This is a genomic window from Actinoplanes sp. HUAS TT8 (genome assembly GCF_051380535.1).
Classification (GTDB): domain Bacteria; phylum Actinomycetota; class Actinomycetes; order Mycobacteriales; family Micromonosporaceae; genus Actinoplanes.
In genome coordinates, this window is sequence record NZ_CP195646.1 from 9,369,035 (window position 1) to 9,386,848 (window position 17,814).

Below are 17,814 nucleotides of genomic sequence, written 5' to 3' on the forward strand. Positions count from 1 at the left end.
CGCGCTGCATGGTTGTGGCGATGCCGCGCCGGGCCCGCAGGCGCAGCACGGCCACCACGGCGGCGGCGAGCGCCACCAGCACGGCGATCACCGCCAGCACACTTCCGATCTGCCCAGCCACGGCACAGATCCTGACGCCTCCGAGCCTTCGGCGCCATGCCACTTCCTCCCCATGTGGACAAACCCGGACCGAGAAATTGCCCTGTGGATAACGCCCGAGCCGCCGCCGGACCGACCTACGCTGGCCGCACGCTCCTGAGCCGACCCGGGGATGCGCTGGGCGGATCGGGCCACGCCGGGCTGGGCCACGCCACGCCGGGCCACGCCACGCCGGGCTGGGCCATGCTGGGCTGGGCTGGGCCACGCCGGACCGGGCTGGGCCACGCCGGGCTGGGCCTGGGTCGGGCTGGGCTTGGGCCGGCAGCGCGGGGCTGGGCTGGACCGCGAGGCGGAGCTGGGCTGAAGAGCGAGGACTGGCTGAAGGGGAGCAAACATGGCGCTGAGGGGTTTGGGGTAACCGTGCCCACCCACGGACATCGCCCTTTCGGGCTGAGCGTTTTGGCCGCGCCAGCGGCCTGCTCAGCCCGGAAGGGTCCCCGCGGGAGCGACGGTCTGTACCCCCGCGGAGATAGGCAATAAAGAATTTGATCTTGAATGGGGGAACCGGGAGAAAGGTGAACAGGAGGCCGGGCCAGGGCAGAAAAACGGCCCGCGACATTTCGTCACGGGCCGCAGGCAGCGGGAACGGATCTCAGTAGGCGCCCTTGCGCTTCAGCACCACGAAGATCGTCCGCCACAGGATGCTCAGATCGTAGGTCAGTGACCAGTTGTCGACGTAGTACAGGTCCAGCCGGACCGCCTCGTCCCAGGACAGGTCGGAGCGGCCGCTGACCTGCCACAACCCGGTGATGCCGGGCCGGACCAGGAGGCGGCGGCGGACGTCGCCCAGGTAGTCGCCGTCGTCGGCGGGGAGGGGGCGCGGGCCGACCAGCGACATCTCGCCCTTGAGCACGTTGATCAGCTGGGGCAGCTCGTCCAGCGACGTCGCGCGCAGTTTCTGGCCGAAGGCGAAGATGCGCGGGTCGTGCTTCATCTTGAAGAGCATGCCGTCGGACTCGTTGAGCTCCTCCAGCGTGGCCTTGCGCTCTTCGGCGTCGACATACATGGTCCGGAACTTCCAGACCTTGAACGTCTGGCCGTCGTGGCCGACGCGGGTCTGCCGGAAGATCACCGGGCCGGGGTCGGAGAGCCGGATGCCGAGCGCGATGACGGCCAGGATCGGGCTGATCAGGATCAGTCCGAGGGCGGCGACGACGCGGTCGAGCAGGTTCTTGATCAGCCAGCCGGGGCCGGAGAGGGTGGGCTCCTCGACGTGCAGGAGCGGCAGGCCCTCGATGGGGCGGATGTGCACGCGCGGGCCGGCGATGTCGGTCAGCTGCGGCGCGACGACCAGGTCGACGCCGGTGCCTTCCAGCTGCCAGGCGAGGCGGCGCAGTTCGCCGGGCTCGTTGCTGGCCGAGCCGCAGACCGCGATCGTGTCGGCGCCGACCTCGCGGACCAGGGACAGCACGTCACGCCCGGTGAAGATCGGGATCGGCGTCTCGATGCCGCGGGTCGCCGCGTAACCGTCGGTGATGTGGATCGCGACCGGGATCAGGCCGGCGGCCGGGCTGCGGGTGACCGCGGTGTAGACCTCGAGCGCCTCGGGCAGCGTGCCGACCAGGATCATCCGGTGCGCTCCGTGACCGGTGCGGCGCCGGGAGATGTGCAGCACCTGGCGGGCGCCGACGCGGCCGATCAGGATCAGCAGCAGCGCGCTCAGGGACACCGCGGCGACCGTGCCGCGGGACAGGCCGGTCTTGGTCGCGAACGCGAGCAGTGACACGGCGGCCACGACGGTGACCGAGGTGCGCACGATCCGCTTGAATTCTTCGCTGCCCAGACCCAGGTAACGGCGGTCATACGTGCCGTTGGCCCAGAGAAGGATCAGCCAGCCGAGCGGCAGCACCAGGTAGGCGAAGAAGGTGAAGAGGTCGCCGCCCTCGAAGAACCACCAGCTCTTGCCCTGGAAACCACTCTGCGACTTCTCGAGGAAGGAGGCGATCCAGCTGGCGCCGAGGGTGGAGAGGATGTCGAGAACGATCAGGACCGCGGTGTACGGCCGATGCCAGCGGGAGAGCCTGCGGTGCTGACGGGTCCACGCCGATCGGGGGACTCCGTTGCTCGGTGGCTGCTCTTGTTGCTGCGGCCACTCGAAGCTGTCGTACCGCACGGGCTTACTCCGGCTGCTGTCGGTCGTTGGGCGATGCAGGCTAGTCGTCACTTCGCCTACGTCCTCCCGCATCCGGAAAAAGATTACGCAACGCCACCACCTCGGGGCCGTCGGTGGGTCCGCCGATACCCGTTCGCGTCACAACGGGTGCCCAGGGACCGGGCCACTATACCGATGGATTGGCCGGAGAGAAGGTGACGTTGTGATAGCAATCCTTACCACCACGGTCGGTGACTGGACGGTGGCGGTCTTCACCGGACCAACTTGGACAGGCGGCGGTCGGCGAGTGGTTTTCCACCGGTCTGGCAGGTAGCGCAATATTGCAGGCTCTTGTCGGCGAATGAGACCTCGCGCACGGTGTCTCCACAAACCGGGCACGGTAGACCCGTGCGGGCGTGCACCCGCATTCCCGCTCGCTTCTCGCCCTTGAGCTCGGCGGCTTTCTGCCCGACCGAGCGTTGCACGGCGTCCGTCTCCACTTCGCGCATCGCCTCGTACAACGTGGTGAGCTGCTCGTCGGTGAGCTTTCCGGTGAGTGCGAAGGGCGACATCCGAGCCACGTGCAAGATCTCGTCGGAGTATGCATTGCCGATCCCGGCGATCACCTCTTGATCGGTGAGCACGCCCTTGACCTGGCCATTTCTGGACTTCAGCCGGTCGGCGAACTCGTCGCGGGTGACCGCCAACGCGTCCGGGCCGAGCCGCGACACGCCCGGGACCTCGGTCTGCGGGTCACGAACCAGGTAGGCGGCGAGCGATTTCTGCGTCCCGGCCTCGGTCAGGTCGAAGCCGGAGCCGTCGTCGAGGCGGAGCCGGATCGCGATCGGGCCGCTGCCCGGTTTGAGCGGGGCGGGCGACTTGAACGCGTCGCGATAGTGCAGCCAGCCGGCCCGGGCCAGGTGAACTACCAGGTGCACCTCGGGGCCGATGCCGATGTCCAGGAATTTGCCGTGCCGCCCGGCCGAGGTGATCGGCAGGCCGGCGAGCGCGGTGGGCGCCGGATCGTACGTCTTCAACGCGCTGAACGAGGAGACCTCGAAGCGCTGCACGGTGTGGCCGACCGCACGCTCCCGCAGGTAAGCAGCGAGCGCCTCGACCTCGGGGAGTTCGGGCACAGCTCCACGGTAGCGTTCTGACCCGTGAAGGTGGTGGTTGCACACAACCGGTACCGCGAGGCGATCCCTTCCGGGGAGAACGTCATCGTGGACACCGAGATCGAGCAGCTCCGGTCGGCCGGCCTCGAAGTGGTGCCGTTCCAGCGGAGTTCCGATTCGATCGCTGACATGCCGGCGATCCAGAAGGCGTTGCTGCCGGTCTCCCCGATGCTGGGGCCGGCCGCTCAGCATGATCTTGCATCCTTGATCGAAACGGAAAAACCGGACCTAATCCACCTCCATAATCCTTACCCACTTCTGTCGCCCCGGGTGATCCGGACCGCGCACGCGCACGGCATCCCGGTGGTCCAGACCGTGCACAACTACCGGCAGGTCTGCTCCTCGGGGCTGTACTTCCGGGACGGGCACAACTGCCACGACTGCCGGGGCAAGCTGCTCGGCTGGCCGGCGATCAAGAACAAGTGCTACCGGGGCTCGGCCGCGCAGAGCGCGATCATGGCGACCACCCTGGCCGTGCACCGCCCGACCTGGCGTTCGGTGGATCGCTACATCGCGCTCACCGACAAGATCGCCGCGCATCTGACCGACTACGGCATCGCGCCCGGCCGCATCGTGATCAAGCCGAACGGCCTGCCCGACCCGGGGCAGCCGGAACCGCTCGGTGACGGGTTCCTGTTCGGCGCCCGGCTCTCCCCCGAGAAGGGGTTGGGCCTGCTGCTGGACGCGTGGCGGCGGCATCCGGACGGGTCGCTCGGGCCACTGCGCATCGCCGGCGACGGGGAGCTGCGCCACCTGGCCGAGCAGGCCGCGGCCGAGCGGTCCGACGTCACCTACCTGGGGCCGCTGGACCGGGCCGGGATGATCGCGGCGCGGCGGGCGTCGTCGGTCGTGGTGGCGGTGCCGACCTGGGAGGACGTGCTGCCGACGGTGATCCTGGAGGCGCTGTCGTCCGGCCGTCCGGTGCTGGGCACGGCGGTGGGCGGTGTGCCGTACCTGATCGGGGCGGCGGGCTGGCTGGCCGAGCCGAATCCGGCGGCGCTGGCCGAGATCCTGCCGACCGCACGGGCCGAGGCCGCGCGGGTCGCCCCGGCCGCCCGCGAGCGATACCTCACCCATTTCCACCCCGGCGTCCTGACCAAGCGTTTGATCGAGGTCTACGCGGGAATGGTCGAGGATTCACAGCGTACGTCGAGGTAGTTTCCGAACTCGGCGGGGAAAAGTCGCGTTCGTGGTTTCGCGACGCGCTCTTCTGGTCGGCTCCGCCGCGGCTGTTGCCGCGGGCGGGGCCGGATTCGCCCTCGGTAACTCTGGCGACAAGTCCGAAAAATCGCCGCAAGCCGCGACGGTGACCAAGCCGCCCAAGTATCGGTCCCGCCCCGACCTGCAGGCTCTTCCCGACATCACGATCACCACCGCCGCGAACGGGACGACGCCCGGATACATCCTGCTCACCCCCGCTTCCGGGACCGGACTGTGGGGCCCGTTGATGGTCGACGAGACCGGCTCCCCGGTCTGGTTCAAGAAGGTCCCCGACCCGGCCACCGTCGCGATCGACTTCAAGGCCCAGCAGTACCGCGACCAGCCGGTGCTGACCTGGTGGGAGGGGACCATCGGGGGCACCGGCGGGCAGGGCGTCGGCCAGGGTGAGTTCGTCATCGCCGACCGGTCGTACCGGGAGATCACCCGGGTCCGGGCGGCCGGCAGCGAGCAGGCTGACCAGCACGACTTCGTGATCACGCCGCGGGACACGGCGCTGTTCTGGGTCTACGACCCGATCGCCTACGACCTGTCCGCGGTCGGCGGCCCGGCCGACGGGGTGCTGCACGACGGCCTGCTGCAGGAGATCGACATCGCCACCGGGAAGAAGCTATTCGAGTGGCGGGCCAGCAAGTACGTCACGTTGGCGGAGTCTTACGCGCCGCTGCCGCAGGGTGACTCGGCGCACCTGCCCTACGACTACCTGCATCCGAACTCGGTCGGCCTGGACGCCGACGGTCACCTGCTGCTGTCCGCGCGGCACACCTGGACCGTCTACAAGGTCCACCGGGACACCGGCGAGGTGATCTGGCGGATCGGTGGCAAGAAGTCCGACTTCGCGGTCGAGGAGAAGGCCGCCTTCCACTGGCAGCACGACTTCCGGCGGCGCCGGGACGGCAGCTACAGCGTCTTCGACAACGGTGCCGGGGTCACCAAGGAGCGCGACTACTCGCGCGGCCTGGTGTTCAAGGTGGACGAAGCGGCCAGGAAGGTCACGTTCGCCGCCGAGTACGTGCATCCGGACCGGGTGTCGGCGCCCACCCAGGGCAACTTCCGGGAACTGGCCGACGGCGGTTCGTTCATCGGCTGGGGGCAGGATCCGCACTTCACCGAGCATGCGCCGGACGGGACCGTGCGACTGGCCGGGCACCTGCCGCTGGACAATCAGTCCTACCGGGCCTACAAGTCCGAGTGGACCGGCACCCCGCGTGATCAGCCGGCGCTCGGCCTGCGCGTCGAGAACGGCAACGTGATCGTCAGCGCGAGCTGGAACGGGCACACCGGGGTGGCGAGGTGGCGGGCGCGGGCCGGCGGTCAGCCGCAGGAGCTGAGCGAGACCGTGGAGGCCGCGCGCACCGGCTTCGAGACCACACTGACCGTCACCGGCACCCCGGAGTACGTGGTCGCCGAGGCCCTCGACGCCAAGGGCACCGTGCTGGGCACGTCCTCCGCGATCCCGGTTCGCGTCTAGGAAAATGCGGCAACAGCGGCGCTTCCATTGCCGTACGCGTAAAGGCTCTTGAACTAACCCCGCAACGCGCTGCGCCCGGTGAACGCGATGCTGGCCGCGAGAAAACCCCCGTTGACCAGCGTGAACAACGCCACGAACCAGACCGCCCACTGCGGCGCCACGATGAGCACCACGCCGGCCAGCGCGATCACCGCGCCGTAGTCGCGCACCAGCTTGACCGCCCGGATCGGCAGCGAACGGCTGGTCACCATGCTCGCCGCCTGGCCGCCGCCCTGCATCACCGACGTGACCAGGTTGACCATCCAGGTCGCGGCGAACGCGGACAGCAGCCAGGCCGGGGTGTGCGGTTCCTGCGCCTTGGCGGTCGCCGAGATCGCGGCGACCAGGGCGGACTGCACCGCCACGTCGCACAGCACGTCGAGGCGCCCCCCGGCCGCGCTGCTCTGCCCGGTGGCCCGGGCCAGCTGGCCGTCGGCGCAGTCGAACGCGTAGGCCAGCTGCCAGCCGGCCAGTGCGATGAACCCGACCAGCCGGCCCCAGTCCTGCCCGTGCGCGACCGGCCCGGCCGCGGCGATCACCACGAACGAGGTGAGCAGGCCCAGACCCAGGTTGAAGATGGTGAGCACGGTCGGGCTCAGGTGGCGCCGGCGGGCGATGACCGCGAGGCCGGAACCGATCCGCTGGCTGACGGCCTCGCTGAACAGCCCGCCGCCCCGGTTGACCGCGTAGTAGTCGGCCGCCGTGGGCTGGCGGGCGGCCTCAGCGGGATGCGAGAGCGTTCTCATACTCGGTCAGCCTCTGCCGGGTCTCGTCCGGCGTCATCGCCAGATGTTCGAGGATGGTGTAGCGGTCCGGCCGGGTCCGCGGGGCGAACTCGACCGCCTGGACGAACTGCTCGGCGGTCAGCCCGACGTCGGGCGGCCGGAGCGGCAGCCGGTGCCGTTCCAGGCAGTCGGCCATCTGGACGAAGCGCCGGTCGTCGCCGCGCAGGAACGTGCAGAACAGCGCGCCCAGCCCGGCCAGCTCACCGTGCGAGGCGGTCTCCGGGTAGAGCGCGTCGATGGCGTGCATGATCTCGTGACAGCCCCCGGACGACGGCCGGCTGCTGCCGCAGACCGCCATCGCCAGGCCGCTGGAGATCAACGACTCGGCCAGCACGGTGACGAACGCGTCGTCGGTCATGTCGCCGGGCATAGTCAGCACCGCCTCGGCGCCCATCCGAGCCAGGGAGGCGGCCAGCCCGTCGACCGGCTCGTCGCGGGTCGTCCGGGCCAGTTCCCAGTCCGCCAGCGCGCTGATGTTGCTGATCACGTCGCCGATGCCGGCCCGGTTGACCCGGTCCGCCCCGGTCTCCACGAAGTCCAGGTCGACGATCACGCCGAACGGGATGTGCACCCCGTACGAGCTCTTGATCCCGTCGTTGACCAGGCTGGCCACCGGGGAGGCGATGCCGTCGTTGGCCAGGCTCGTGGCCACCGAGACCATCGGCAGACCCCAGCGGCTGGCCGCGTACTTGGCCGTGTCCACGGTCTTGCCGCCGCCGATGCCGACCACCGCGTCGTAGTGTCCGGCCCGCAGCTTGTCGGCCAGCTCCAGCGCCGCGTCGAGGGTGCCCCCGGCGGTGACGTAGATCGTCGCCGCCCGCAGCGAGGGCCGCAGCAGGTCGGCGATCCGCTCGCCCAGGCCGGGGCCGACCACGACCGCCACCTCGCCGCCGGACGAGATCCGCCTGTCGGACAGGATGCGGCCCAGATCGGCGACCGCGCCCCGCCGGACCTCGATGTGCAGCGGGGCCTGGACGCTACGGGCTAGCAGCGGCATGCGATGTCCCGTGCCCGGGCGAGATCGTCATGATTGTCCACCTCAACCCAGTCCACCTGCCCGATCTCGGCCGCGCGGACGTGCCCGCCGCGGTTCGCGAACTCCTGGAAGCCGTCCTCGTAGTAGAGATCAGGGTTACGCTCCCAAGTCGTCTTGAGTGCGTCGGCCAGCGCGGACGCGGCGGACGCCTCGATGATGTTGGCGCCGATGTACTCGCCGTACGCCTCGGTGGGATCCATCAGCTTCGTGATCTTGGTGAGTCGGCCGTCCGCGTCGAAAACCGCCTTCATCTCTTCGTCGGCCAACTGCTTAACGGTGTCGACCGCGAGCAGGATGCTGGGGCCGCGCTCGGTCAGGAGGGTCCGCTCGATGCTGACCGGGTGCACGGTGTCGCCGTTGACCATGAGCGCGCCCCGGGCGAAGTGGTCCCGCGCGAGCCACAGGGAATAGGCGTTGTTCCACTCCTCGGCCCGGTCGTTGTGGACCAGGGAGATCCGTAGGCCGTACTTCTCCTCGAAGCCGGCCCGGCGCTCCTCGACCGCGTTTGCGCAGTACCCGACGACGATGGTCACGTCGGTGAGGCCGGCCGCGGCGAGGTTCCGCAGCGAGATGTCCATGATCGTGGTCTCGCCGTCGACCGGGACCAGAGCCTTCGGCAGGGTCTCGGTGTACGGGCGAAGCCGACGCCCGGCGCCGGCGGCAAGGACGAGACCGATCATGAAGCGTTCCCCTCGGCGGTGATGTTCGCGATACTTTTTGTTTGCTTTTATTTAATTTGGAGCAATTTTTTCGGGGCGGCCGAGTCGGACGGGCCAGCGGGCAGGGCCGGTCGAGGCAACTTCTAAGCTTGTCGTCATGACCGCTGAGCAGCTCATCTCGTTCGCCCGTGGTGCTCCGTCGCTGGACATCGTCGACGTGGAGGGCCTGAAGGCCGCCGCCGCCCGCGCCTTCGACAACGATCCGGCCGGTGTCACGGCATACGGCACGTCCGTCGGTTATCTGCCGCTGCGCAAGTGGATCGCGGAGAAGCACGGTGTCTCGCCGGACCAGGTCATCGTGACCAACGGCTCGCTGCAGGCCGACGCGTTCCTCTTCGGCCACCTGGTGAAGCCGGGCGACGACGTGATCGTGGAGAAGCCGACCTACGACCGCACCCTGCTCAACCTGCAGAACCTGGGCGCCAAGGTGCACCAGGTGACGCTGCGGGCGGACGGCATCGACATCGACGAGCTGCGCGCTCTGCTGGAGTCCGGGGTGCGGCCGAAGCTCGCCCACATCATCCCGAACTACCAGAACCCGGCCGGCCTCACGCTCTCCGAGGAGAAGCGGCGGGCGCTGCTCGCCCTGGCCGAGCAGTACGAGTTCATCATCTTCGAGGACGACCCGTACGTGGACATCCGGTTCCGCGGCGAGCCGCTGCCCTCGATGCTCTCGCTGGACACGAACAACCTGGTCGTGCACGCCTCCAGCTTCACCAAGACGGTCTGCCCGGGCGTCCGCGTGGGTTACCTGGTCGGCCCGGCCGCGCTCATCGACGCGATCGCCAAGAAGGCGACCAACCTCTACATCTCCCCGGGCATGGTGTCCGAGGCGATCGTGCACCAGTTCTGCGTCTCCGGCGACATCGAGAAGTCGGTCCAGAAGGTCAGCGAGGCGCTCGGCGAGCGGGCCAAGGTGCTGGCCGAGTCGATCCGCAAGCACATCCCCGGCGCCACCTTCACCGAGCCGGACGGTGGCTACTTCCTCTGGGTCGACCTGCCCTCCGACGTGGATGTGGACAAGCTGTTCCCGGCGGCCATGAAGAAGGGCGTCGCGATCGTCAAGGGCAGCGACTTCCTGCTCGAGGGCGGCCGCAGCTCGGTGCGTCTGGCCTACTCGGCGGTCACCGTGGATCAGATCGACGAGGGTGTCCGGCGGCTGGCCGCGGCCATCGCCGAGGTTCGAGGCTGAAATTTCCCGGTTTCCACCCGGACGGATGTGGGAAGTAGTAGTCCGTCCGGGTGGGCCCCGCGAGTCCGACCCCCCGCCGACTTCCGGCGGCCCGCCCGGCCGTTCCTCCCGCTGACTCGACGAAGTAGCCTCGATTGGTTTGTCGGGTCACCCGGGGGAGGTCGGCATGAGCGAGCAGGACAACGGTGCGTGGAGCCGAAACCGCCCGCTCTCCCGAGCCTGGGCGGCCCGCGCGATGAACCGCATCCTCGGATCCAACGACGTGGGCCAGCAGTCCGGTGAGGCCAGGGCCGACGGCAGTGCGGTCGTGGACTGCGGTGTCTACGTGGCCGGCCAGCGGATTCCCGGCCTGTTCACCCCGGATGAGGCGTTCGCCGAGGTCCGCCGCCGGGACGACGCGTTCGTCTGGCTCGGCCTGCACCAGCCGTCCGAGCAGGAGATGACCGACATCGCGCAGACGTACGGTCTGCACGAGCTCACCGTCGAGGACGCGGTCAAGGCCGAGCAGCGGCCCAAGCTGGAGCAGTTCGGCGACGTGCACTTCCTGGTCCTGCGGACCGCGCGCTACGTGCCGCACCAGGAACTGACCGAGAGTTCCCAGGTCGTCGAGACCGGCCAGATGATGATCTTCGTGGGCGACCGGTTCGTGATCACCGTCCGGCACGGCGAGGCGTCCGAGATGTCGCCGGTCCGCGCCGACCTGGAGAAGCAGCGGGCCAACCTGCTGGAGCAGGGCCCGTGGGCGGTCGCCTACGCGGTCACCGACCGGGTCGTCGACCACTACCTGGTGGTGGCCGAGCAGGTCGAGGCCGACCTGGACCTGATCGAGGAGGGCGTCTTCTCCCGGGACCGCAGCGCCCCGATCCAGCAGGTCTATCAGCTCAAGCGCGAGCTCGTGGAGTTCCGCCGGGCGGTCGTCCCGCTGCAGCGCCCGCTGGCCGGGATCATCGCCAGCCAGGGCGTGGTGCCCAAGGAGATCCGGCGCTACTTCCGCGACGTCCAGGACCACCTGACCCGTACGGTCGAGCAGGTCTCCTCCTACGACGACCTGCTCAACTCGATCCTGCAGGCCCGCCTGGCCCAGGTCACGGTCGACCAGAACAACGACATGCGCAAGATCGCCGCCTGGGCCGGTATCGCCACCGCGTGGACCGCCGCAGCCGGCGTCTACGGCATGAACTTCGAGTACATGCCCGAGACGCACTGGCGTTACGGCTATCCCGGGTTGATGGCCGTGCTCGCCGTCGTCACCGTGGTCCTCTACCGCGCCTTCCGCCGCAACGGGTGGTTGTAGAAATAGACTCCCGGCAATGGGGGATCTCCGGAATCAACGTCTGATCGGCGCTCTGGTCGCGCACGACGCCGACCCGCGCCAACCGGCTCTGCGGCATCCCGGCGCGGTGGCGCTGACCGGCGTGCTGATCGCCGCGATCGCGGCCGGGCTGCTGGCCGGCTACGGGATGATCACCGGGGCCGGTCTGGCCGAGCCGACCGATCCGTCGGCGATCCTGCTCGATCGGCGGTCGGGTGCGCGCTACGTCTACCTGGAGTCCGATCGTCGTCTGCATCCCGTGCTGAACTACGCGTCCGGGGTTCTGCTGACCGGGCCGTCGGTCAAGGCCGTGGCGACCGGGAAGTTGTCGACCGTTCCGCTCGGGGTGCCGCTCGGTATTCCGGGTGCTCCGGACGCGCTGCCGCCGCCCGAGAGCCTGCTCGCGGATGCCTGGACGGTCTGCACCGATCGGGCCGGGCATAGCGTGCTGCTGGTCGGGACGACTCCGGTGGGTGATCCGACCGGGGAAAGAACCCTGCTGGTCCGCGATCCCAACGACCGGATCTTCCTGGTGCGCGACGGTCACCGCCATCAACTGCCGTCGGCGGGCGGGCGCCCGGCCGTGCCGGTTGCCGGCGCATGGATAGATGCGATTCCGGCTGGCCCGGATATAGCTTCTTTGCCGACAAAAAATGATATGACCGATTTTTTGGTACGGGCGTGCGTGACCCGCCCAGCCGACGGCCCGGCCTCGATCCGCCTCGATCCGGTGATTCCCTCCACCGACACGGTCTACGTGCCCCGCGGCCGAGGCGCCGTGGTCGCCTCGCCCACCGGCGCGGTCCACCTCGTCACCGACGACGGACGCGGATTCCCGCTGGCCAGCCGCGATCTATTGCCCCGCCTCGGCTACCCGGAAGTGAATCCGGTCACCGTCCCGGCCGAACTGCTCGCACTGCTGCCGGCCGGCCCCCTCCTGGATCCGGAGGCGGCCGGCCGGCACTGAGCAGCTTCTACTACTTCGCGGGGTTGGTCTTACCGGTCGGATCGACGGCCGCCGCGGTCCCATTGGCCGTGGTGTAGACGGTCGGTTCCAGCGGTTCGAACGCCGAGTCGTCGGCGCTGTCGGCCGGCGCCGGGTTCGGCGCGGCGTCGTACTCCTCCCACTGCGCCTGGCTGCGACGCTTGGCGTACCAGGCGGCGCCGACGCCGATCGCGGTGCCGAGCAGCGCGTACCCGGCCAGCTTGCTGCCCCGGCCCCGCTGCTTGCGGCCGAGCGCCTTCTGGGCCTTGCGCTGGAGTTTCTCGGCCTGCTTGCGCTGCGCCTTGAGCTCCCGCTTGGTCACCTTCTTACCGGTCCTGCCGGCCTGCCGGACGTTGTCGGTCGCGGCGGCGACCAGCGGGGTCAGCGTGGCGAGCGCGCTGTCCCAGCCCTGCGACGCGGTCTCCTTCGCCTTCTCGGCGGCCGGCTGGACCCGCTCGACCGCGGCGTTGAGCCGGGGCCCGACGGTCGCGCTGGTCTCCTGCGCGGCGATCGAAGCGGCACGCTTGAAGTGATCCACGCTCTGGCCGAGTTCGGTACGCATCCGCGCACTCCGGCGCTTCCGACGCATCGTTGCGAACACCAGTGCCCACCTCCTGTGGTCTATTCCCAGCTCATGTTGCCCTCTCGGGTACCCCCGCGCGGCCGGATCAGACACATGGGGGAGGATCCGAACTGAAGAGACTGTTCCCATCCAACGCAGACGGGAGTACCCGTGGCCGAGACGATTTACGCCACCCTGCACACCAACCATGGTCCGATCCGGCTTCAGCTGTTCCCGGATCACGCTCCGGAGACCGTCCGGAACTTCGTCGGACTGGCCGAGGGCACCAAGCAGTACACCGACCCGCGGACCAACCAGCCGGGCAACGGGCCGTACTACAACGGCACGATCTCGCACCGGGTCATCGCCGGTTTCATGATCCAGCTGGGCGACCCGACCGGTACCGGTCGCGGCGGCCCGGGCTTCCAGTTCGGCGACGAGTTCCACCCGGAGCTCTCGTTCGACCGGCCGTACCTGCTGGCGATGGCGAACGCCGGGCCGGGCACCAACGGCTCGCAGTTCTTCATCACGGTCGGCCCGACCCCGCACCTGAACCGTCGTCACACGATCTTCGGCCAGGTCGCGGACGAGCAGTCGGCGAAGGTCGTCGACTCGATCGCCAACACCCCCACCGGCCCGGGCGACCGGCCGCGTGAGGACGTCGTCGTGGAGCGGGTGGAGATCGAGCGCGCCTGAGCGCTCACGGTACCTTTGGTGCCATGAGTGAGGCGCCCTCCACGACCCCGGTGTGCTACCGCCATCCGGACACGGAGACCTTGCTCAGTTGCAGCCGGTGTGAAAAACCGATCTGCACCAAATGCATGAATGACGCGGTCGTCGGCTATCAATGCCCGGACTGCGTCAAGGACGGCCGCCGGACCCAGCGGCGAGCGCTCAACGCCTTCGGCGGGAGCCTCTCCGCTGGGCACGCGGCCTACGCCGTCCGTTCGATCATCGCGGTCAACGTCGCGGTGATGGTCGTGTCGGTGATTCTCGGCGGCCCGCGCGCGATCGCCGGCGCCGGCGGCTTCTTCGGCCTGCTCGGCTCGGGCACCCCGGTGACCGACGCCGGCGAGGTGATCGGCTGGGCGTCCTATCCGGACGGCAGCGTCCACGGCATCGCCGACGGCGAGTGGTACCGGTTGATCACCGCCATGTTCCTGCACTACGGCGTCGTTCACCTGCTGCTCAACATGTCGCTGCTGCTGCAGATCGGGACGTACCTGGAGTCCCGCTTCGGCCCGGCGCGCTTCCTCGCCATCTACTTCCTGGCCGGCATCGGCGGCAACGTCGCCTGCTATCTGTTCCAGGCCCCCAACCAGCCGTCGGCCGGCGCCTCGACCGCCACGTTCGGCCTGATCATCGCCATCATCATTCTGAACCGGCGACTGATGCTGGACACCAGTTCTCTGGTGCCGCTGCTGATCACCAACCTGCTCTTCACCTTCGGCATCCCGCAGATCTCGAAGGCCGGCCACCTGGGCGGCCTCGCCGTGGGTGCCGCCGCGACCGCGGTCCTGGCCTACGCCCGGGTCCCGCACCGCACGGCCAAGCAGGTCACCGGCTGCGTCCTCCTGCTGGTCGCGCTGATCGCGTTGTCGATCTGGCGCACCTACGACATTCTTCCTTAAAACCCCGATTTGGTACGTCGTGAGCACCGCGCCTGCCCGTCGTGGCCGCAACCTGCGCCGCACCCGAGCCCCGGCCGCGCCTGCGGGCTTCGGCTGGTGCTCACGGTCGTTCCCGGGCCGTTTTGCAGCCGTCAGCGCCAGCCGGAGTCTGCGGCGCCCGGCGGCCGTGAGTTGCGGCTACCCCGCGGGGTGCGGGCGGGGCTTGGGTGCGGCGTTGCGGCTGGGCCGTGGGGTGCGGGTTGCGGGTTGCGGGTTGATCGACGTACCAAATCGGGAATTTGGGGTTTTGTCAGGGTTTTAAGGCGGTGATTTCGGCGAGGACGTCGTCGGGGAGGGCGCCGAGCTCGTGGGCGCCGAAGAGGTAGATGGCGTCGCCGGCGTCGATCTCCAGGAGCTCGCTGCGCAGGCCGCGTCGTGTGGTGCGATCGACGCGCACTTTCTCGACCGCGGACCAGGGCAGGCGCCGGCGCCGGGCGAATCCGGTGACCACCGTGACGCCGTCGGTGTCGGCGGTCAGCCGGACCGGGATGAGCACGTCGCGCAGCGCCCAGACGGCCAGCCCGGCACCGACGAGCACGGCGAGCGCCCAGCGGATCGGGTCGCGTCCGGCGAAGGCGACGGCGAGCACCACGACGGCGACGGTGCCCATCAGTTTGGTCACCGGCAGGACCGGCTTGACGCGCCATTGCATGGGGACACTATGGCAGCACGATCGCTGTAATTCCTTATTCAGCAGCTCAGGCCCATGCCCCCGCAGTTCACAGGCCGTTAAACATGTCATGGACGTGATCTCGCGTACGTTCCTTCCCGCCGCCATCGACGCCGGCGCGGCAATCTCCGGCCGGCACCAGACGATCGTGGAGCGTTGTGTCGATGCCGACGACGACGCCGTTCTGGTCACCCGGTGCACGCGGCCGGAGGCCCCGCTCGCCGGTGAATATCTGCTGCTGCTCACCCGCCGCCGGCTCGTGGTGATCCAGCGCACCCCGGTGCTGCATCGGCTGCGCCTGCATCTGAACGCGAACCTGCGACATCTGAGCAACGTCACCTGGCGCCCGGATCTCACCCGCCCGGCGCTGGAACTGGCCGCCACCGCGGTGGACGGCGTGCGCGAGCGGTTCCGGGTCAAGTTCTCCGACACCGGATCGGTGTGGCACTTCGAGTCCAAGCTGCGCGAGGTGTTCCTAGGCGGTGCCTAGGAACGCGTCGATCGACCGGCGCAGACCGGTCGCGTCGAGCCCGTGCACCCGGGCGTGGTCTTCCCAGGTTCCGTAGTCGCGCACCTCGGCCCGCCCCACGCCGAGGTGCAGCGCCCGGTGCGGCATCCCGTTGAGTGCCTCGGCGACCAGCCGGGCCGACGTGCCGGCCAGGTACGGCTCGACCACGATCACCTCGCCCTCGGTGAGCAGCCGCAACCCTTCGGTGTCGAGCGGTCGCGGGGTATTGGTGTAGGCCACGGTGACGTCCAGGTCCCGGGTCGCCGCCAGCACCGGATCGAGCATCGGCCCGACCGCCAGCACCAGCGGGCCGCCCCGCTTGAGCACCCGCAGCGGTCCGCCGTCCGGGTAGGCCCGCTCGTTCTCCTGCAACGTCAGCCGGATGTAGACCCGATCGTCGTGCCGCGCCGCCTCGCGCAGCATGGCCGGCACCTCGTCACGATGCCCGGGCACCTGCACGGTCCAGCCGTCCAGGGTGTCGAGCAGGGCGACGTCGCCCGGGGACTGATGCGTGTACCCGGAGGCGGCCGAGTCGTAGGAACCGCCGATGCTGACCAGCACCGCGCCGGTGTCCTGGTGCCCGAGGTCGAGCTTGATCTGCTCGTAGGCCCGGTCGATCAGGAACGGCGCGTAGGAGTGCAGGTAGGGTCGCATCCCGGTGAGCGCCAGCCCACCGCCGACACCGACCATCAGCTGTTCCCGGATGCCCACGTTGACCGCGCGGTCCGGATGCCGGCGCATCGCCGGGGCGAACACGTCGGCCGAGATGTCGGCGAGCACCAGCGCGGTCCGCGGATCCTCGTCGAGCAGCGCGGTCGTGGTGGCAACAAAAGTCTCGCGCATGTCCGGCCTCACTTCGATTCGACGTCGGCGACGATCAAATGCGGTTTTCCCGTACGGACGAGCAGGCCCCGTTCGATCTCGTCGTGGTCGTGCCCGTCGACCAGGGAGACCGTCCAGCCCGGGAAGCGCGCCGGAATACCGCCGGGCCAGCCGTGCGTCGCCGACCGGTTGTCGATGACGATCGCCGTGAGAGGGAGCGGGACGGCCGCGGCGTACGCGATCGCCTCATGATTCGAACCCTCGTCGAGCTCCGCGTCGCCGAGCAGCACGAACGTCCGGGCCTCGGTGAAGCCCTGTGCGCGCAGGCCGAGCGCGACCCCGACGGCGAGCCCGAGGCCGTGCCCGAGCGAACCGGTGCCGACCTCGACGCCCGGGATCAGCACACGATCGGGGTGGGTGCCGAGCGGACTGTTCCACCGGCCCATCCGGTCCAACCAGTCCTCCGGGATGAAACCGCGGTCGGCCAGCACCGCGTAGTACGCGGCCGGGCCGTGCCCCTTGGAGAGCAGGAACCGATCACGGTCGGGCTCGTCGGCGGTCTCCGGCGTGATCCGGAGAACCCGCTCGTAGAGCACCCGGATCACGTCCAGTGTGGAATGTGCGCTCGGCGCGTGCTTCTCGTCACCGGTCAGGCGACGCAGCGTGGAAACGGTCATGTCAGCTAGGCTGCAACTTGAAGTTCACTTCAACTCAAGGGGATCGGATGGAGACCCTCACCATCGGCGACATGGCCGCCCGCAGCGGGGTGGCGCCGTCGGCGCTGCGCTACTACGAGCGCGAGGGGCTGCTGCACGCCGCCCGCACCGGCGGCAACCAGCGGCGCTACGAACGCGCCGACCTGCGCCGGATCGCGTTCATCAAGATCGCGCAGCAGGTCGGGGTGTCACTCGACGAGATCCGCGAGGCGCTGGCCGAGCTGCCCGAGAACCGGACCCCGACCAAGGCGGACTGGTCGCGGCTGTCCAGCCGCTGGCGGCACCGGCTGGAGGAGCGGATCGCCATGATGGAACGCCTGCGTGACCAGCTCACCGGCTGCATCGGCTGCGGCTGCCTCTCGCTGCAGCGCTGCAGCCTGATCAACCCGCGCGACCGGCTGGCCTCCCGCGGGACCGGCCCGCAGATGATACTGAACCCGCCGAAGGACTGATCAGCTCTCGCCGCCGCGGATCCGGGCCGCCTCGGCCTCGGCCTCGGCGATGATCCGCGCGGCCTCCCGGTGGGCCTGCGCGGTGTGATCCGCGGCCTGCTCCTGGGCGAGCTCGAGAATCTGCTCGACGCGGCTCCCGAGGCCGCTGAGGGTCCGGTCGTCCGGCTTGCGCCCGGCGCCGTCACCACCCGACGTCGTGGCCGGGATCAGGTCCTTGCCGGCGTCCCGGCT

At 69.4% G+C, this 17,814-nt stretch carries 18 protein-coding genes and 1 pseudogene; 9 read left to right on the forward strand and 10 right to left on the reverse strand.

Annotated elements, in window-relative coordinates:
- Positions 1-751 precede the first annotated feature (751 nt).
- On the reverse strand, positions 752-2,344 hold the full coding sequence (locus tag ACSHV8_RS41700; RefSeq protein ID WP_436525280.1) for a sugar transferase: 1,593 nt from the start codon (positions 2,342-2,344) through the stop codon (positions 752-754).
- Between the two features lie 179 nt (positions 2,345-2,523).
- Positions 2,524-3,387: an Fpg/Nei family DNA glycosylase gene (locus ACSHV8_RS41705; RefSeq protein ID WP_436525282.1), complete on the reverse strand. Its 864-nt coding sequence runs from the start codon at positions 3,385-3,387 to the stop codon at positions 2,524-2,526.
- 24 nt (positions 3,388-3,411) lie between these two features.
- On the opposite strand from ACSHV8_RS41705, the gene ACSHV8_RS41710 reads away from it, so the two are divergent.
- A complete protein-coding gene (locus ACSHV8_RS41710; RefSeq protein ID WP_436525284.1) occupies positions 3,412-4,584 on the forward strand; it encodes a glycosyltransferase family 4 protein in 1,173 nt (390 codons plus the stop codon).
- Positions 4,585-4,615: 31 nt separating this feature from the next.
- Positions 4,616-6,115: an arylsulfotransferase family protein gene (locus ACSHV8_RS41715; protein ID WP_436525286.1), complete on the forward strand. Its 1,500-nt coding sequence runs from the start codon at positions 4,616-4,618 to the stop codon at positions 6,113-6,115.
- Between the two features lie 53 nt (positions 6,116-6,168).
- Here ACSHV8_RS41715 and ACSHV8_RS41720 read toward each other — a convergent pair whose 3' ends face one another.
- From ACSHV8_RS41720 to ACSHV8_RS41730, 3 genes are read right to left on the reverse strand one after another with little or no spacing between them, the layout of a single operon-like run.
- Positions 6,169-6,900 carry a CDP-alcohol phosphatidyltransferase family protein gene (locus tag ACSHV8_RS41720; protein WP_436525288.1) on the reverse strand — a complete coding sequence of 244 codons (732 nt, stop codon included), beginning with the start codon at positions 6,898-6,900 and terminating at the stop codon, positions 6,169-6,171.
- Positions 6,875-7,936: an iron-containing alcohol dehydrogenase family protein gene (locus ACSHV8_RS41725; protein WP_436525290.1), complete on the reverse strand. Its 1,062-nt coding sequence runs from the start codon at positions 7,934-7,936 to the stop codon at positions 6,875-6,877. The genes ACSHV8_RS41720 and ACSHV8_RS41725 overlap by 26 nt, the downstream gene beginning before the upstream one ends.
- Positions 7,924-8,655, reverse strand: coding sequence for a sugar phosphate nucleotidyltransferase (locus ACSHV8_RS41730; RefSeq protein WP_436525292.1), 732 nt, complete (start codon positions 8,653-8,655; stop codon positions 7,924-7,926). Before ACSHV8_RS41730 ends, ACSHV8_RS41725 begins: the two co-directional genes overlap by 13 nt.
- 136 nt (positions 8,656-8,791) lie before the next feature.
- On the opposite strand from ACSHV8_RS41730, the gene ACSHV8_RS41735 reads away from it, so the two are divergent.
- The 3 genes from ACSHV8_RS41735 to ACSHV8_RS41745 all read left to right on the forward strand — a co-directional run bounded on the left by ACSHV8_RS41735 (position 8,792) and on the right by ACSHV8_RS41745 (position 12,165).
- The gene (locus ACSHV8_RS41735) at positions 8,792-9,886 is read left to right on the forward strand and encodes a PLP-dependent aminotransferase family protein (protein ID WP_436525294.1); all 1,095 of its coding nucleotides are present in this window, start codon (positions 8,792-8,794) and stop codon (positions 9,884-9,886) included.
- A gap of 166 nt (positions 9,887-10,052) precedes the next feature.
- On the forward strand, positions 10,053-11,180 hold the full coding sequence (gene corA, locus ACSHV8_RS41740) for a magnesium/cobalt transporter CorA (protein ID WP_436525296.1): 1,128 nt from the start codon (positions 10,053-10,055) through the stop codon (positions 11,178-11,180).
- Between the two features lie 16 nt (positions 11,181-11,196).
- Entirely contained in the window at positions 11,197-12,165 is a 969-nt protein-coding gene (locus tag ACSHV8_RS41745) for a type VII secretion protein EccB (protein ID WP_436525298.1), read from the forward strand.
- A gap of 10 nt (positions 12,166-12,175) precedes the next feature.
- On the opposite strand, the gene ACSHV8_RS41750 is transcribed toward ACSHV8_RS41745, so the two are convergent.
- Positions 12,176-12,745, reverse strand: coding sequence for a hypothetical protein (locus tag ACSHV8_RS41750; protein ID WP_436525300.1), 570 nt, complete (start codon positions 12,743-12,745; stop codon positions 12,176-12,178).
- Positions 12,746-12,916: 171 nt separating this feature from the next.
- On the opposite strand from ACSHV8_RS41750, the gene ACSHV8_RS41755 reads away from it, so the two are divergent.
- Positions 12,917-13,441: a peptidylprolyl isomerase gene (locus tag ACSHV8_RS41755; RefSeq protein ID WP_436525302.1), complete on the forward strand. Its 525-nt coding sequence runs from the start codon at positions 12,917-12,919 to the stop codon at positions 13,439-13,441.
- A 23-nt stretch (positions 13,442-13,464) separates the two neighbouring features.
- Positions 13,465-14,376: a rhomboid family protein gene (locus tag ACSHV8_RS41760; protein ID WP_436525304.1), complete on the forward strand. Its 912-nt coding sequence runs from the start codon at positions 13,465-13,467 to the stop codon at positions 14,374-14,376.
- Positions 14,377-14,665: 289 nt separating this feature from the next.
- Here ACSHV8_RS41760 and ACSHV8_RS41765 read toward each other — a convergent pair whose 3' ends face one another.
- Entirely contained in the window at positions 14,666-15,067 is a 402-nt protein-coding gene (locus ACSHV8_RS41765; protein ID WP_436525306.1) for a PH domain-containing protein, read from the reverse strand.
- Between the two features lie 88 nt (positions 15,068-15,155).
- Between ACSHV8_RS41765 and ACSHV8_RS41770 the strand changes: the two genes are divergently transcribed.
- Positions 15,156-15,575: a hypothetical protein gene (locus ACSHV8_RS41770; protein WP_436525308.1), complete on the forward strand. Its 420-nt coding sequence runs from the start codon at positions 15,156-15,158 to the stop codon at positions 15,573-15,575.
- Here the strand turns inward: ACSHV8_RS41770 and ACSHV8_RS41775 are convergent.
- Both ACSHV8_RS41775 and ACSHV8_RS41780 read right to left on the reverse strand, forming a co-directional pair.
- Complete coding sequence (locus ACSHV8_RS41775; RefSeq protein WP_436525310.1) at positions 15,561-16,436, reverse strand: transketolase family protein; 876 nt, start codon at positions 16,434-16,436, stop codon at positions 15,561-15,563. The genes ACSHV8_RS41770 and ACSHV8_RS41775 overlap by 15 nt on opposite strands.
- Before the next feature lie 8 nt (positions 16,437-16,444).
- Positions 16,445-17,092, reverse strand: coding sequence for a transketolase (locus tag ACSHV8_RS41780; protein WP_436525312.1), 648 nt, complete (start codon positions 17,090-17,092; stop codon positions 16,445-16,447).
- Between the two features lie 47 nt (positions 17,093-17,139).
- Here ACSHV8_RS41780 and soxR point away from each other — a divergent pair, with 47 nt between their 5' ends.
- Positions 17,140-17,583, forward strand: coding sequence for a redox-sensitive transcriptional activator SoxR (gene soxR / locus ACSHV8_RS41785; protein WP_436525314.1), 444 nt, complete (start codon positions 17,140-17,142; stop codon positions 17,581-17,583).
- A gap of 18 nt (positions 17,584-17,601) precedes the next feature.
- On the opposite strand, the pseudogene ACSHV8_RS41790 reads toward soxR, so the two are convergent.
- Positions 17,602-17,736: pseudogene (locus tag ACSHV8_RS41790) on the reverse strand (cell division protein DivIVA); the annotation flags it as partial.
- Positions 17,737-17,814: the final 78 nt, after the last annotated feature.